Source organism: Marinicauda salina (assembly GCF_003122085.1).
In the GTDB taxonomy this organism is placed as follows: Bacteria; Pseudomonadota; Alphaproteobacteria; order Caulobacterales; family Maricaulaceae; genus Maricicauda_A; species Maricicauda_A salina.
In genome coordinates this window covers 94,034-109,957 of the sequence record NZ_QEXV01000005.1, presented here as the reverse complement: position 1 = coordinate 109,957, position 15,924 = coordinate 94,034, and the positions used below count along the sequence as shown (strand labels likewise).

The following is a 15,924-nucleotide window of genomic DNA, read 5'->3' as shown; positions in this document are numbered from 1 at the left end:
CGCGCGCACGGCCGCGCCGCGCTGACGCTCGAGGCTGCCCGCGATGTCGACCGGACAATCCCGCTTCCACGTGCCCGCCCCGCCCTTCCGGCCGGGCGACGAACCCGATTTCTCCTCCGTTCTGGACCTGCCCAAGGCCGGCGAGGCCAAGCGCCCGGATCCGCTGGTGAAGGGCTGGGACACGCAGGAGCTGGCGCTCGGTCTGGTCGGCGTGCTCGATCACAATCACCAGGCCGTCGGCGAATGGAACCCCAAGCTCAGCCCGGAAGTGCTGCGCGAGGGCCTGTCGCACATGGTGCTCACGCGCATCTATGACGAGCGCATGCTGAAGCTCCAGCGCCAGGGCAAGATGAGCTTCTACATGAAGTCGACCGGCGAGGAGGCCGTCGCCGTCGCCGGCGCCATGGCGCTCCGCAAGGACGACATGGTGTTCCCGAGCTATCGCCAGCAGGGCGTCCTGTTCGCGCGCGGGCGCAACATCGTCGACATGATGTGCCACTGCATCTCCAACAGCCGGGACAATCTCAAGGGCCGCCAGCTGCCGGTGCACTACACCTGGGCGGAGGGGAATTTCTTCACCATCTCCGGCAATCTCGGCACCCAGTTCCCGCAGGCCGTGGGCTACGCCATGGGCTGCGCCTACAAGGGCGAGGACACGATCGCGGCGAGCTGGATCGGCGACGGCACGACGGCTGAGGGTGACTTCCATTCGGCGCTCACGCTGGCCTCGACCTATCGCGCGCCGGTCATCCTCAACGTCGTCAACAATCAGTGGGCGATCTCGACCTGGCAGGGGATCGCGGTGGGCGACGCGCCGAGCTTCGCCGCCAAGGGGCTGGGCTACGGGCTGGCCTCGATCCGCGTCGACGGCATGGACTTCCTGGCCGTCCACGCCGCCACGCAATGGGCCGCCCAGCGCGCCCGCAAGGGCGGCGGGGCGACGCTGATCGAGATGTTCGCCTATCGCGGCGACGCGCATTCGACCTCGGACGATCCGACCAAGTACCGCCCGAAGCAGGAATACGCCGCCTGGCCGCTGGGCGATCCGATCGAACGGCTGAAGCAGCACCTGATCGGGCTGGGCGAGTGGGACGAGGACCGCCACGCCAAGCTGGAAGAAGAGATGACCCATCTCGTCGTGCGCGCCTACAAGGAGGCCGAGAGCCACGGCACGCTGCATGACGGGCCGCTCTCGCCGACGCACACCATCTTCGAGGACGTCTACGAGACGGACGACTGGCGGCTGCGCCGCCAGCGCCAGGACCTGGGGGTGTAGCTGTGATGTTTGATCTTCACCCCACCCCGGCCCTCCCCTCGAGGGGAGGGAACGCGAACCGCCGCCGGAACGGGGAGGTCTGATCATGGCCGCGATGAACATGATCCAGGCGCTCAACTCGGCGATGGACGTCCTGCTCGACAAGAATCCGGACATCGTCATCTTCGGCGAGGACACCGGCTATTTCGGCGGCGTCTTCCGCACCACCGACGGGCTGCAGAAGAAGTACGGCGTCGACCGGGTGTTCGACACGCCGATCAACGAGGGCGCCATCGCGGCGATGGCGATCGGCATGTCGGCCAAGGGCCTCAAGCCCATCGCCGAGATCCAGTTCGCCGACTACATCTTCCCGGCCTTCGACCAGATCGTTTCCGAGATGAGCCGCATCCGTTATCGCTCGGCGGGCCAGTTCACCACGGGCTGCGTGGTGCGCGCGCCGTGGGGCGGGGGCATCCGCGGCGGCCAGACCCACTCGATGAGCCCGGAGGCCTTCTTCACCCACATTCCCGGCGTGAAGGTGGCGATCCCGTCCAACCCGCACGACGCCAAGGGCATGCTGATCGCCGCGGCGGAAGGAAACGACCCGGTCATCTTCTTCGAGCCGAAGCGGATCTATAACGGTCCGTTCGACGGCGTGCCCGACGCGCCGCTCAAGAGCTGGGCCAAGCATCCCAAGGGCGAGGTGCCCGACGGCCATTACACGGTCGAGCTCGGCAAGGCCGACGTCACGCGCGAAGGCTCGGCCTGCACGGTCGTCACGTACGGCACGCTCGTCCACGTCGCCGAGGCCGCCGCGGAGAAATCCAGCATCGACGCCGAGATCATCGATCTCAGGACGCTCACGCCCTACGACATCGAGACCATCGCGGCGTCGGTGAACAAGACCGGCCGGGTCGTCGTCGCCCACGAGGCGCCGCGCACCTCGGGCTTCGGCGCCGAGCTCGCCGCCCAGATCCAGGAGGAGTGCTTCTACGCTCTGGAAGCGCCGATCTATCGCCTGACCGGCTGGGACACGCCCTACCCGCACGCCCACGAGTGGGCCTATTTCCCGATCCAGTCGCGCTTCATCCGCGCGCTGGAGACGGTGACGGAGGCGGTTTGAACTCGGGCGGGAACCATATCTCTTTGAAACCCCGGCCGGCCCGTCAGGGCCGAGCCGGGGCCTCCCGGCGGCTTTCGCAACGAGGTCCCGGGTCTCGCCCTCGATCCGGTCGGGGGCTCGCCCGGGAGTTCAGTTTTGGAGCGCTGAAATGAGGACGCTCTGCGGAGAACACGCACGATGAGCCAGTACAAGTACAAGCTCCCCGATGTCGGCGAAGGCGTCGTCGAGGCCGAGATCGTCGAATGGCACGTCAAGGAAGGCGACCATGTCGAGGAGGACCAGCACATCCTCGACGTGATGACCGACAAGGCGACCGTCGAAATCCCCTGCGCGGTGTCGGGCACGGTCAAGAAGATCGTCGGCGAGCCCGGCGACGTGATCCCGGTGGGCACCGAGATCCTGTTCATCGACGTCGACGGCGAGGTCCCCGAGGACGTCGAGGAGACCGCCGCGCCGGAGCCGAAGGAAGACAAGGCCGGGGCGGAGTCGAAAGACAAGGACGAGACGGTCGACGCCCGATCCTTCGAGACGCCGGCTTCGCCGGCTCCTCAGGATGAGGGCGAAACCGGAAAGACCGAAAGCGCGAAAAAAGCCCCTCATGCTGAGGAGCGAGCGACAGCGAGCGTCTCGAAGCGCGAGGGGCGGGCCGCCGCCGCCTCCGGCGGCAAGCCGCTGGCCAGCCCGGCGGTCAGGAAGCGCGCGCTCGAGCACGACCTCGATCTCGCCGACGTGCCCGGGACCGGTCCCGCCGGCCGCGTCACGCACGACGACCTCGACGACTTCATCGCCGCGGGCGGCCGCCTGGTCTCGAAGGCCGGCGCGGCGGGCGGCGGGCCGTCCCGCGCCCCGCGCACCGGCGTCGAGGAGATCAAGATCATCGGGCTCAGGCGCAAGATCGCCGAGAACATGGCGCTGGCCAAGCGGACCATCCCGCACATCGCCTATGTCGAGGAGATCGATCTCACCGCGCTCGAGGACCTGCGCGCGCATCTCAATGCGACGAAGGCCGACGACCAGCCCAAGCTCACCCTCATCCCCTTCCTGGTGACCGCGCTGGCGCGCGCGCTGCCGGACTTTCCGCAGGCCAACGCCCACTTCGACAGCGATGCCGGCGTCCTCACCCAGTACGAGGGCGTCCATTGCGGCATCGCCACGGCGACGCCCAACGGGCTGATGGTGCCGGTGATCCGCCACGCCGAGGCGCTCGACGTCTGGCAGATCGCCGACGAGCTCAAGCGTCTCGCCGACGCCGCGCGCGCGGGCAAGGCCGCCAAGGACGAGCTGTCGGGCTCGACCATCACCATCACCTCGCTGGGCGCCATCGGCGGGCTGGTGACCACGCCAGTGATCAATCATCCCGAGACGGCGATCATCGGGGTCAACAAGATGCAGACCCTGCCGCGCTACGACGACGCCGGCCGGGTGGTCCCGCGCAAGCTCATGAACCTGTCCTCGAGCTTCGATCACCGCATCGTCGACGGCGACGTCGCCGCCCGCCTGATCCAGTCGGTCAAGGCGCTGCTGGAGAACCCGGCGACGCTGTTCATGTGAGGGGCTGGAGGCCAACTCCGCTCTCGGCCCTTGGACTTGATCCAAGGGCCCAGAATGGCTGGCGCGCCGCCTGAGGGACTGGGTCCTTGGGTCGAGCCCAAGGACCGAGCCGAATTGGCTTTGGATTCAGAACGCGCATCCCGCCCACGCGCACAGCCCCTCTTATCGTTTCCCCAGCGAAAGCCGGGGCCCGGAAAAGACGCGCCGCACCCCTCGATCTCTGGGTCCTGACTGGAGTTCACCCCGGACCTCGATCCGGGGTCAGGAAGACGCGAGACGGCGAAGGGGGCCGGCCGCGCCGTGTCCCGGCATGGCCGGCCTCCCCCCTCTCCAAACCGTAACTTCCCGATCGCGCGCGGGCGGCTAGACTGACCGTCCGCCCTGATCGGGGAGGCGTGAATGATCCGCATGCTGTCCAGCGCTCTCGGCGCGGCCGCGCTGACGGCCGCCGCCCCGGCCCAGGTCACGGGGCCGGAGACGCGCCTGTGCGGCGATTACGGCGAGCCCCATCCCGACATGCCCGGGGAATTCGGCCAGTTCGCCTTCCTGATCGGCGATTACGACGTCGGCGTCCGCAACTGGGACGCCGAGACCGAAAGCTGGGGCGAGCCGGAATACTTCGCCCGCTGGAACGGGCGCTACATCTTCGGCGGCCGGGCGATCGCGGATGAATGGTTCGATCCCGGCTACGGCTATCGCGAGGCGTCCGGGGCGGGGATCAATATCCGCCTGCGGGACGCCGAAGCGGACGTCTGGAAGACGGCCTGGCACTCCACCGCCAACACCGAGGTGCGCGAGCTGCGCCAGGCGGTGCGCGAGGACGGCAAGCTGCATCTCTGGCAGGTCTGGCCCGAGGCCCCGGAGCGCAATGTCTGGTTCGAGACCTACGAGGACGGCCGCTGGGCGCGCATCTCGATGGCGCGCGACGAGGAGACCGGCGACTGGGTCCCGTCGGTCAAGCTCGACGCCGTTCCGGCAGAGTGTGCGGCGGCGGAGTAGGCGGGCCAAGTCGACGCGGATCGAAGGCGAGGAGCCCGCCCCGCCGGCCGGCGGGGAACGATCAGAGCCGGCCGTCGGAGCGGGCGGGCGGCGGCGCGCCGCGCCGGGGTGCGGGCTTGATCAGCCGTCCGGCCTTGCGCCTTCCGCCAACCGCGTCGGCTCGCCCCGATGGAGCCGCGCGAGGCTCCGGTCGCCGATCTCGGCGACCAGGCGGTCGAGCAGCCTTGCCTGGCAGTCGCGCGCCGCGGCGACTCCGCCCAGGCGATGCAGCCGCCCGCTGCAGAACCGCGCCGTCTCCCGGTCGAGGCGGGCCAGCAGGCGGACCCGGCCCTCGCGGGTGGCGAGCTCGTGGCGCTGATACGTGAAATCCATGTCCACGGTCCCGGCGCGAGCGGGCTCGCCGAGCGCTGGCGCGCTCATGACCGTAGCGAGGATCGCGGTGAGGGTGATCTGGCGGATCATGCTCCTTCTCCCTGTGTTGCAGGAACGAACGAGGGAAGGCTGGGCCATCCGCCGGCGGGAATCCTGAGGCGCGGCTGAAGAAGAGGCGATTTCTAATTTAAGCTCCAAGCCATTGTATTTAAATGTATAAAATGACCGGCATTTGCGCGCCTAAGCTTTACATCACCGTTCGGGGCTCCGTCGCGACGCTGAAACGGACGCGCCGGGCGACGGTGGCGGCGGGAACCGGCTTGAGATAGCGTCCCGTCTGCACGCGGAGGTCGCGCGGCTGGCCCGCGCGGGCTCGGTTGCGCCGCCTCGGGGGACGAGAAGGGTGAACGCATGAGCGCTCCCGGACGACCGTCCGTCCCCATCCGAATCTGGGACGTCGAGGTTCTTCCCGCGCGCGACGTGCTGCGCCGCGACGGCGAGGAGGCGCACCTCGAGCACAAGGTCATGAAACTGCTCTGCGTGCTCGCGGCGCGGCCCGGCGAGGTCCTGTCGCGGGACGCGCTGATCGACGAGGTCTGGGACGGAAACTTCGGCGCCGACGCGTCGTTGACGCGCGCTGTCTCGCTGATCCGCCAGGCCTTTCGAGCCTGGGGGTGCGACGACCCGATCGAGACCGTGCCCAAGCGTGGCTACCGGCTGACCGCGCCGGTCTCGACGACCGGGACCGAGGCGCCTCCTCCGACCGCCCCGGCGATTGCGCGGACGCGTTTCGAGCCGCGGCGCGTCGCCCTTGCGGCGGGGGTCGTGTTCGCGCTCGCCGCGCTCGCGATGCTGTTCGTGTGGCTCCGCGACGAGCCGGCCGCGCCCGCCTCGGGCCCGCCGACCGTCGCCGTCCTGCCGTTCGATGCTCCGGGAGACGGGCCGGCCGGCGGGGCGTTCGCGGACCGGTTTTCATCCGAACTGCACGGCGCCCTGTCGCGATCGGGTCCCGGCCTGCGTCTGATCGGCTGGGCGTCGAGTTCCTGGTTTAGCGGCGAGCGGCGGCGGCTGGAGGTCGTGCGGGCCGAACTCGATGTCAGCCATATCGTCGGCGGCGCGGTCGAGCGCGCCGACGGCCGGATCGACGCCAATGTCGAGCTGATCGACGCCGCCACCGGCGTTCAGGTCTGGCGCGACCGGTTCTCCGCAGATTTCCGTGACGAGGAGATCCTGCTTGCGCGGATCGTGCGACGCGTTCGGGAGGCGCTCGAGATCAGCGCCGCACAGTCGGTTTCCGCGCAATCCTACGACCCGCGAGCCCTGGAGCTCTATTACGGAGCGTCGGAGGGGACGCCCTTTCTCGACCGGATTCGTGCGCTGGAACAGGCGGTCAGTATCGACCCGGACTTCGCACGGGCCTGGCGAGGACTTGCGCGCCTTTACGAGTCCAGGATCTGGCATGTCGATACCCCGGAGGCGAGGAATGCGGCCTACGCCGCCGGCCGCAGGGCTGCGCGCCGCTACAGCGAGCTGGCCCCCGACGATCCGGAGGCCTGGGTCGCGCTTGCGCGGTTCAGCCTCGATCGGGAGGAAGGGCTGCGCAGGCTCGAGCGGGCGGCCCGTCTCGACGCCGATCACGCCAGCGTGCAGTTCCAGCGGATCTGGCTGCTGCAGAACAGCGGTCGCGGCCAGGACGCGCTCGATCTCTGCAGGCAGGCGCGCCTGCTCGACCCGCTGCGGTCCGAAATCACGACATTCTGCGTGCTCGCCGCGGCCAAGGCGGGCCGGTTCGACCGGGCGGAAGAGACATTGCGCGATCATCCGACCGACGTACTCCATCTCTGGCGAACCGTGATCATGGCGCGGCTGGCTCGCGGGCAGATCGCGGAGGCCCGCACCGCGCTGCGCGCATATGCGCAGGGGCTGGATTCCTTCGAACGCAGTGCGGCCGCGGGGCAACGCGCCGAGCGGCTGGCGCGGCTGTTCGAAGACCGGTACGCGGAAATGGAAGCGATCCTGGACGCGACGGAGCGCTCAGGCGCCGAGGCGCGACGCGCGCTCGCCGACAACCTGTTCGCTCAGGCGATCGATCCGGTCGACGGCGCGTCCCCCCGGGAGGCGTACTTTCAGCTCGCGGCCATCTCCGTGCTCGACGGCGCCGATCGCGCCTTCGCGGCGTGGGAGCGGCGCCTCGGGGCCCTGCCCCCGTACGATCCCGACGACCCCTTCGGTCCCCACTATCAGGAGGTCGCCTTCTACACGGTCTCCCGCTACCTGCCGGGGCTTCGGCGCCTGCAGCGCGACCCGCGCTTCTGGTCGTTCGCCGCGCGCTACGATCCGCGCGCCTTTCACCGGCAATGGCACGAGGCTCCGTCGCCGCCGGCCGGTTTGTCGGCGTTCGCGGGCGGACCGCTCTGGCCCCCGGAATTCTGCCTGAGCGCCGATTTTCCTTATGACTGCGATACGGTCGCGCGCGCTGCTTTCGCCGAAGCCGCTTCGACCGGCGGCGTCGCCACGGGCGAAGACGGCGGCTGACCAAACGCTCGGGCGGCCTCACCCCCTCGCTGCGATGCGCCAGCCGAAAATCGCCGCGATCAGCAGAACCAGGCCCGCCAGCGGCGCGCCGAGCTTCATCGCGTTCATGCCGAGCTGGAAGCCCGCTGCGGCGAGCGCCGCCACGATCAGCGCGAGCGCGGCGCCGAGCCCGGCGAGCCAGCCGGGGATCACGCGTCGGGCCGATGTCGCCTCGCCGGCGAAGGCGACGGCGAGGCCGGCGTTCATCGCGAGATTTCCGAGCAGGAAGAGCACGATCGCGGCCTCGTTCGCCGCGTCCATGAGCGCCGGTTGGGCGTCGACGACCGGCGCGGCGGCGGAATAGGCGCCCAGCGTGAAGGCGTACATCACCGCGTTGACCGTCGCGCCGACGCCCAGCGCCGTCCAGCCGAGGTTCGCCGGGACGGGCGAGGCCGCCTCGCGGCGGGTCAGCCCGAAGCCGGCGACGGCGAGAAGCAGCATGGCGAAGGCTTCGACGATCCAGACCGGCCGGGCGATCGACCAGTGCGCCGTCAGGTGCGCGGCGCGATCGGCGATCGTCGTCTCGCCGCCGGGACCGGATCCTTCCGGCGCGCCGTAGACCGTCACGTAGACAGTGATGGTTGCGACCATCGCCAGCATGGCGACGGCCAGGCACGCCCCGGCCGTGCGCACGCCCTGCGGCGACGGCGGTTCGGTTTCGGATTCGGTCATGGCGCGGGCTCCCCAGCCTGGCGTGGGGCCATGCTAGCGCAGCGCCCGTCGGAGCGACAGCGCGCCGCCGGGCGGTCCCGCTCAATGCCGGCCGCGGCCGACGGTGTAGACCCGCTCGTAGCGCGGCTCGTGCAGGTAATCGAGGAAGACGCGGCGATTGCGGCGCGTGACGGCGTTGAGGCGGCAGTCCGGCCGGGCGCTGCGCGCGAACGCGATGGCGTCGGCGTCGTCTGCGGCGGCGTAGCGGAAGCCGTAGAAGCCGAAGCCGTTGGTAAGGGTGAACCCCCGCTTCGGCGCGCGCGTCCCGGCGCAGTCATAGCGCGCGAAATAGTGCGGGCCGAGCAGCGCGCTGCGCAGCTCGGTCGCCGGATCGCGCCAGAAGCCCTCGGCGCGGAACCCGATCGAGAAAAGGAGCCAGGCGCCGAGAAACGCGGGCAGCGCGAAGCCGGCGTAGCGCTTCGGGATGCGGATGGTCCGCGACATAAATCATGACTAGCACGAGTCGGGCGGGACGGGGCGGGGAGGAGTTGAATTCCCGGAAGCGGCGAAGCCGCTATGCGGGACCTCCGGGAGGCTGTCCTCCGGGAGGCCCCGGCTCTCCCTCCGGTCGGCCGGGGTTTCACGAGCACAGGGCGGGGTGACCTGAACCCCCGCCCCCTTCCCCCTGCGGCGCGAGCGGTCTAAACCGGCGCCGGTTTCGGAAAAGACGAAGAGGCGCTCCCCATGGCCAAGACCCGCGAATGCCAGGTTCTCGTCGTCGGCGGCGGCACCGGCGGCTATCCCGCCGCGATCCGCGCCGGCCAGCTCGGGCTCGACGTGGTCATCGTCGACAAGGGCGGGCTCGGCGGCACCTGCCTCAATCGCGGCTGCATCCCGTCCAAGGCCTTCATCCACGCCGCCGACAAGTTCGCCGACATGACCAAACACGCCGAGAGCGCCCAGATGGGCATCGCGCTCAAGGCCGCGCCGACGCTCGACATGGCCGGGCTGGTGAAGTGGAAGGACGGGATCGTCGACAAGCTCACCAAGGGCGTGAGCCAGCTCCTGAAGGCGGCCAATGTCGAGATCGTCGACGGCTGGGCGACGTTCTCCGACGCCAAGACCTGCACGGTCGAGACCGGCGACGGCGACACGCTCGAGATCAAGGCCGAGAACGTGATCCTGGCGACCGGCTCGAAGGAGACCGAGCTGCCCTTCATGCCGTTCGGCGACAAGGTGATCGGTTCGACCGAGGCCCTCGAGCTCACCGAGCGGCCCGACAAGCTGGTCGTCGTCGGGGCGGGCTATATCGGCCTCGAACTCGGCATCGCCTATCGCAAGCTCGGCTCCGAGGTCGCCTTCGTCGAGGCGCTCGACCGCGCCCTGCCGCTCTACGACAAGGAGCTCGTCCGCCCGGTCACGACCTGGCTGAAGAAGCACAAGGTCGACATGCACCTGTCCTCGAAGGCCAAGGGCGTCGTCGAGGAGGGCGGCAAGACCTATCTCGAGTTCGCGGACTCCAAGGGCGAGACCCAGCGCCTCGAGGCCGACCGGATCCTGGTGGCCGTCGGCCGCAAGCCGGTCACCGAGGGCTGGGGGCTCGAGAACATGGGCCTCGACATGGACGGCGACTTCGTCAAGGTCGACGACCGCTGCGCCACCCCGATGCGCGGGGTGTATGCGGTCGGCGATCTCATTGGCGAGCCGCTGCTGGCCCACAAGGCCACCTGGCAGGGCGAGATGGTCGCCGAGATCATCGCCGGCCACAAGCGCCGCTTCGACGTCAACGCGGTCGCCGCGGTGTGCTTCACCGAGCCCGAGATCGTCGGAGTCGGCCTGTCGCCCGATCAGGCGAAGGAGGCCGGCGAGGAGGTCATCACCGGCAAGTTCCCGATGGCGGCCTCGGGCCGGGCGCTGTCGATGGAGGGCGGCGCCGACGGCGGCTTCGTGCGGGTGACCGCGCGCAAGTCCGATCACGTCATTCTCGGGATCCACGCCGTGGGCAAGCACGTCTCGGAGCTGTCGGGCGAGTTCGCGCTCGCCGTCGAGATGGGCGCGGTGCTCGAGGACATCGCCGGCACGATCCACGTCCATCCGACGCTGACCGAGTGCTTCGCCGAAAGCGCGCTCGCCGCGCTGGGCCACCCGATTCATATCGCGGCGTAGGGGGAACTGCAGGTGCGCCTCTGAAATGCTAGACACGCTCTATGAGCGAATTTGAATCAATCAAAACCGCTTGCGTGATTTGGTCCGATCTGCTCGTCGCATTTGGCACGTTGCTGCTGGCTGTCGCCGCATTTGCTTCGATATGGGCAGTGCCCATTCGAAAATACCTGGCGAAACCAAAGCCGAAATTGGTCGCGGAACTGAGTGATGCCGCGGGTGTTTCTACGGTCGTCAATCGACATGGCTCAGATGGTGAGCGCGTAGCGGCAAGATACTATCATTGTAAGCTCACAAACTTGAACCGGGCGTTCCCATTTCACGGCGTCCGTTTGATGCTTCAGTCCTTTGAAGTGTTTCGTGCCGGAGAGTGGCATGAAGTATGGAATGGCTATGTCGCGTTGCGCTGGCGTCACGAGGAACCTGCCGCTGATCGGCAGTTAGGCGATGAGCTCCTGATTGCTGTTCCTCGTCCTTACGAGCCCAAAGTGATCGGACCCCGTTGGGACGCAGATCTCTTTCACGTGACGGATCAGGGCGAATTCAAGGTCCAGCCATTCATTGTTCCGAACAATCTGATCCGCGAGATTCAAAGTCTGGACACTAACTCGCTCAAGGTTCGACTGACCGCGCTCCCGATTGCGGAAGAGGCCGACGGAGACCCGGTAACCTTTGAGGTTCACTGGGACGGTGTCTGGGTGGACGGCGAAAAAGAGATGGCTACGCATTTAAAGGTGAGACAAATTTAGCCTTCTTGGCTGCCTCCAAGCAACGCGACTGCCAATTTGCCATGCGCTCGCGTGGCCCATTATCGCAGCGCGAATAGTGGGCTTGGTTCGCAAACGCCTCCCGTCAGCCGCCATAGACCGTCTGGGAGACAGCATCGAACCAAGGCCCCTGAGAAATGAAATTGGCAGTTAGGCTCGCCAGCACCGCAAGTCCAAAACCGCTAGAAATACCGAGTATCGCAGCGACGATCCGATTAGCTGCTCGGAAAATACGATTTGGGATTTCTAGGTGTTCGGTCGCAGCAAACATCAAACTCCGGAGAGCTAGTGCAAAGAGTGCAATCCCACCTGTAATCCAAGATGCTACCGTGGGTGCGATTTCTACAGAAAATAAGTTTGCGATTGGTTGAATCGCGACATGTGAAACACCAATCCACAACTCTATCAAATTGCTAATAAATTTTAAAATATATGGATCCAATGCATTTATAAATGATAAAATGCCAGCCATAAAGCTAATAAAAATAGCAAGTATATTTATTGCAATTTGTGCTCTATTTCTCATAATTTTTCTCCGTTAGCGGTTCCTGCCATAAGGTGAATGCCATTCAGCCAAAAATTATACGATAAGATGTTTATAAATGGGAAGGTTAGAATATACATTTTGAATCTGGCTGACCGAAGACAGGTGGAAACACCATTTTTGGCGCATTGCTTGATCGTCTCTTCCCGTCTTTTTGCTTGAGACTGCGGTCTATAGGTTTCTGACATCCTGCGCGTCCTCGGCGCTGCGCGCCTGCGGGCGACGCGGGGCCGCAACGTTATTCCATCGCTTCACGCCCCGGCCGGCGCAGGCTAAGTCCGGGCCATGGCGCACGATCACGGACACGGCCACCATCACCACGCCAACGAGACCCGCACGCTGTGGGCGGCGGGGCTGACCGGCGCGTTCATGATCGCCGAGGTGATCGGCGGCATCCTCACCGGCTCGCTGGCGCTGCTGGCGGACGCCGCCCACATGTTCACCGACTTCGCCGCGCTGGGCCTGGCCTGGGCGGCGTTTAGGATCTCGCGGCGGCCGGCCGATCCCAAGCGCACCTACGGCTTCGACCGCCTGCAGGTGCTCGTCGCCTTCGCCAACGGGGTGACGCTCGCCGTGCTGACGGCCTGGATCGTCGCCGAGGCGCTGGGCCGGCTGGCCGCGCCCGAGCCGATCCTGGCCGGGCCGATGGCCGTCGTCGCCGCGCTCGGCCTGGTGGTCAACATCGCCGCCTTCGCCATCCTGCACGGCGCCGACCGGGACAATCTCAATATCCGCGGCGCGGCGGCCCACGTCATGGGCGATCTGCTGGGCTCGGTCGCCGCCCTGGCCGCAGCGGGCGTGATCCTGCAGACGGGCTTCACCCCGATCGACTCCATCCTGTCGCTGGGCATCGCCGCGCTGATCGCGATCTCGGCGGCCCGGCTCATCCGGGATTCGGGACGCATCCTGCTCGAGGCCGCCCCCGAGGAGGTCGATCCCCGCGCCATCCGCGCCGACCTGCTCGAGGCGATCCCCGGCCTCGACGACGTCCACCACATCCATGTCTGGTCGATCACCCAGGAGCGCCCGATGGCGACGCTGCACGCGCGCATGCACGACCCCGCCGAAGCGCCGGGCATCGTCAGCGCGATCCGCGAGCGGCTCCACGACGCCCACGGGCTGAGCCACGTCACCGTCGAGACCGAGATCGTCGAACCCGGCGAAGCCGCGGAAACCGCGTCATAAATCTCCCTGAAGGGATTCATTAAGCGAACCGCAAGACACCTGCCCTATGACTCGACGCGACCGGCGCTCGGGCCGGCTTGATATCGGGATGAAAAACGGCCGCAGAGAAAGCGGCGAAAGGGTTGGGTGATGAAACTGAACGGATTCAAGGTGGTGTGTGCGGCGCTGGCGATGGCCGGCGCGGTTTCGGGCGGCGCGGCGTTCGCCGAGGACGAGCGCGAGCGCGTCGATGTCGAGGCGCCGGAATATCCCCGCGGCGCCGAGCGGCGCTCGATCGAGGGCCATGTCACGGTGCGCTACAATGTCGATCCCGAGGGCGCGGTGACCGATGTCGAGGTCGTCGACGCGACCCCGGCAGGCGTGTTCGAGCGCTCCGTGCTGCGCGCGCTCGAGGGCTGGCGCTACGCCCCGGCGGGCGAGACGACCACCGGCCACGAGTTCACCTTCAACTTCGAATTCGAGAACTGAACCCCGGAAGGAGCGGCGCCGGGCGCGCCGCTCTTTTCCTGACCGCGATCGTTAACCCTAACCGGTGATGAAGATGAAGCTTTCCCTGCATTCGGTTCAGACGCGCCTGCTCGGCGCCTTCGCGCTGGTCACCCTGCTCACCGTGGCCGCCGGCGGGGCGGGCCTGTTCGCCTTCTCCGGCGCCCGCTCGGCACTCGAGGGCGTGGTCGAGGAGTCCGCGCCCCTGGCCGACGCCGCCCAGCGTCTCGAGGCGAGCTCGCAGGCCATCACCGGGGAGCTCGCCGCATTCTCGCGTTCGCGCGACGACATCCAGAAGACGGCCTCCCAGGCCAGCCTCGAGCGCCTGCTCGAGGAAGCCGGCGCGGCGGTCGCGGGGCTGCGCGAGGCCGGCCTGGAGCCGGCCCGCGCCGACGAGCTCGAGGCCGCGCTGGCCGACCTGCGCGCCCAGGTGGAGGAAGCCCAGGGTCCCACGACGGCCACGCTGGCGGCGCGCGAGACCCGCACCGATCATGTCCGCGCCGCGCTCGAGGAGCGCGCCGAGATCGCTGCCGGGCTTGAAGCGATCCTCGACGAGGCGGAGGACCCCGCCGCCATCGAGACGCTGCTGCGCGCGATCATGGCGGTGAACCTGGTCGCGACCCAGTACGCCGAGCTCGACGCCGCGGAGACCGCCGAAGACATTGAGGCCGTCCGCGAGCGGTTCGACTACGCCGCCGAGGAGGTCTTCGTGAACCTCGCCATTCTCGGCGAGACCGTCGGCGAAGAGATCCGCACCACCGCCGAGCGCATGCTCGGCCGCGCCGAGGGCGAGGACGGGCTGTTCGCCGCGCGCCTGGCCGAGATCGAGGCGCTCGAGGCGGCGTATCTCGCCGTCGACGAGGCCAGCTTCGCCCACGCCGTGCTGGCCGAGCAGGCCGCCGCGGTGCGCGAATCCGCGCTCGCGGCCAAGGAAGCGGCTACCGAGAGCGGCTACGCCGCCATCGGCTTCGGCCAGATCCTGCTCATGACCATCGCATTCGTCTCCGTCGCCGCCAGCGTCGCGGTGGGGTGGCTCTATGTCAGCAACAACCTGCTCCGGCGCCTGAGCCGCGTGTCGAACGTCATCTCCGCGCTCGCCGAGGGCGAGACCTCCGAGTCGGTCGAGGACGACGGCCGCGACGAGATCGGCCGCATGGCCCGCGCCGTCGAGGTGTTCCGCGAGAACGCGCTGGAGCGCGAACGGCTCGAGAGCGAAACCGCCGCCGAGCGCCAGGCCCGCGAGGCGCGCGCCAAGAAGATCGAGGGGCTGATCTCCGAGTTCGAGGACGTCTCCGGCCGCGCCCTGTCGGCGGTGGCCTCGGCCGCCAGCCAGATGGAGACCGCCGCCGGCGCGCTCACCGAGAGCTCGCAGAGCGCCACGACGGTGACCGCCGAGGTCAGCCAGGCCGGCGGCACGGCTGCGGAGAACGTCGACACGGTCGCTTCGGCGGCCGAGGAGATGACCTCGTCGATCTCCGAGATCGCCCAGCAGATCGCGCGCTCCAGCGAGATCGCCCAGAACGCCGCCGAGCAGGTCGAGCAGACCAATGGCGACGTCACCGCGCTCAACGACGCCGCGGCAAAGATCGGCGACATCGTCAATCTCATCTCCGACATCGCCGAGCAGACCAACCTGCTCGCGCTGAACGCCACCATCGAGGCCGCCCGCGCCGGCGAGGCCGGCAAGGGCTTCGCCGTGGTGGCCAGCGAGGTGAAATCGCTCGCCGAGCAGACGGGCAAGGCGACCGGCTCGATCTCGGAACAGATCACCGGCATCCAGGACGCCACCGGCAAGGCCGTCGACGCCATCGCCTCCATCGGCCAGGTCATCGCCGAGATGAACGAGATCTCCACGGCCATCGCCGCGGCGATGGAGGAGCAGCGCGCCGCGGCCGGCGAGATCACGCGCTCGGCCCATGACGCGGCGACCGGCACGCGCCAGGTCGCCCAGTCGATCCAGAAGGTCGACGCCGCGGCGTCGGAGACCGGCCAGTGCGCCTCGCAGGTCAACGATTCCTCGCAGAGCCTGAATTCCGAGGCGAGCAATCTGCGCGAGGCGGTGTCGAAATTCCTCGAAGGCGTGCGGGCGGCCTGACCGGTTTCCGGTCCGGCCCCTTCGCGGGGGTGGAGAGGGCGGCCTTCGGGCCGCCCTTTTCCTGTTCGGGGACGCTTGCATGAGGCCGCGCGCGTCAGTATATCCACGCGGTCCGGCGCGGCCGCGCGACCCGCGCTTTCCAGCCCGCCGGATCGCGCC

General features: G+C 68.1%; 14 protein-coding genes. 10 read left to right on the top strand and 4 right to left on the bottom strand.

Annotated elements, in window-relative coordinates:
* Positions 1-43: 43 nt before the first annotated feature.
* The 4 genes from DDZ18_RS11210 to DDZ18_RS11195 all read left to right on the top strand — a co-directional run bounded on the left by DDZ18_RS11210 (position 44) and on the right by DDZ18_RS11195 (position 4,928).
* Positions 44-1,276: a thiamine pyrophosphate-dependent enzyme gene (locus tag DDZ18_RS11210; protein WP_109253483.1), complete on the top strand. Its 1,233-nt coding sequence runs from the start codon at positions 44-46 to the stop codon at positions 1,274-1,276.
* Between the two features lie 85 nt (positions 1,277-1,361).
* Positions 1,362-2,378: an alpha-ketoacid dehydrogenase subunit beta gene (locus DDZ18_RS11205; protein ID WP_199241152.1), complete on the top strand. Its 1,017-nt coding sequence runs from the start codon at positions 1,362-1,364 to the stop codon at positions 2,376-2,378.
* A gap of 177 nt (positions 2,379-2,555) precedes the next feature.
* Positions 2,556-3,929, top strand: coding sequence for a dihydrolipoamide acetyltransferase family protein (locus DDZ18_RS11200; protein WP_109253482.1), 1,374 nt, complete (start codon positions 2,556-2,558; stop codon positions 3,927-3,929).
* A 399-nt stretch (positions 3,930-4,328) separates the two neighbouring features.
* Entirely contained in the window at positions 4,329-4,928 is a 600-nt protein-coding gene (locus tag DDZ18_RS11195; protein ID WP_109253481.1) for a hypothetical protein, read from the top strand.
* A gap of 120 nt (positions 4,929-5,048) precedes the next feature.
* Here DDZ18_RS11195 and DDZ18_RS11190 read toward each other — a convergent pair whose 3' ends face one another.
* Positions 5,049-5,390: a UrcA family protein gene (locus DDZ18_RS11190; protein ID WP_158272142.1), complete on the bottom strand. Its 342-nt coding sequence runs from the start codon at positions 5,388-5,390 to the stop codon at positions 5,049-5,051.
* A 390-nt stretch (positions 5,391-5,780) separates the two neighbouring features.
* Between DDZ18_RS11190 and DDZ18_RS11185 the strand changes: the two genes are divergently transcribed.
* Positions 5,781-7,835 (top strand): winged helix-turn-helix domain-containing tetratricopeptide repeat protein, encoded by a 2,055-nt coding sequence (locus tag DDZ18_RS11185; protein WP_158272141.1) that lies wholly within the window; start codon positions 5,781-5,783, stop codon positions 7,833-7,835.
* Between the two features lie 18 nt (positions 7,836-7,853).
* On the opposite strand, the gene DDZ18_RS11180 is transcribed toward DDZ18_RS11185, so the two are convergent.
* Together DDZ18_RS11180 and DDZ18_RS11175 are read right to left on the bottom strand one after the other, a co-directional pair.
* On the bottom strand, positions 7,854-8,546 hold the full coding sequence (locus tag DDZ18_RS11180) for a hypothetical protein (RefSeq protein ID WP_109253478.1): 693 nt from the start codon (positions 8,544-8,546) through the stop codon (positions 7,854-7,856).
* 81 nt (positions 8,547-8,627) lie between these two features.
* Positions 8,628-9,029, bottom strand: coding sequence for a hypothetical protein (locus DDZ18_RS11175; RefSeq protein ID WP_109253477.1), 402 nt, complete (start codon positions 9,027-9,029; stop codon positions 8,628-8,630).
* 240 nt (positions 9,030-9,269) lie between these two features.
* On the opposite strand from DDZ18_RS11175, the gene lpdA reads away from it, so the two are divergent.
* Together lpdA and DDZ18_RS13800 are read left to right on the top strand one after the other, a co-directional pair.
* Positions 9,270-10,691 (top strand): dihydrolipoyl dehydrogenase, encoded by a 1,422-nt coding sequence (gene lpdA / locus DDZ18_RS11170; RefSeq protein WP_109253476.1) that lies wholly within the window; start codon positions 9,270-9,272, stop codon positions 10,689-10,691.
* A gap of 41 nt (positions 10,692-10,732) precedes the next feature.
* Complete coding sequence (locus DDZ18_RS13800; protein WP_146190666.1) at positions 10,733-11,437, top strand: hypothetical protein; 705 nt, start codon at positions 10,733-10,735, stop codon at positions 11,435-11,437.
* A 103-nt stretch (positions 11,438-11,540) separates the two neighbouring features.
* On the opposite strand, the gene DDZ18_RS13795 is transcribed toward DDZ18_RS13800, so the two are convergent.
* Entirely contained in the window at positions 11,541-11,981 is a 441-nt protein-coding gene (locus tag DDZ18_RS13795) for a hypothetical protein (RefSeq protein WP_146190665.1), read from the bottom strand.
* A 303-nt stretch (positions 11,982-12,284) separates the two neighbouring features.
* Here DDZ18_RS13795 and DDZ18_RS11160 point away from each other — a divergent pair, with 303 nt between their 5' ends.
* The 3 genes from DDZ18_RS11160 (at position 12,285) to DDZ18_RS11150 (ending at position 15,765) form a co-directional block, all read left to right on the top strand.
* Positions 12,285-13,184, top strand: a complete 900-nt coding sequence (locus DDZ18_RS11160) for a cation diffusion facilitator family transporter (protein ID WP_109253474.1) — start codon at positions 12,285-12,287, stop codon at positions 13,182-13,184.
* Positions 13,185-13,313: 129 nt separating this feature from the next.
* Positions 13,314-13,652, top strand: a complete 339-nt coding sequence (locus tag DDZ18_RS11155) for an energy transducer TonB (RefSeq protein WP_109253473.1) — start codon at positions 13,314-13,316, stop codon at positions 13,650-13,652.
* Between the two features lie 73 nt (positions 13,653-13,725).
* Positions 13,726-15,765 carry a methyl-accepting chemotaxis protein gene (locus tag DDZ18_RS11150; protein WP_109253601.1) on the top strand — a complete coding sequence of 680 codons (2,040 nt, stop codon included), beginning with the start codon at positions 13,726-13,728 and terminating at the stop codon, positions 15,763-15,765.
* Positions 15,766-15,924: the final 159 nt, after the last annotated feature.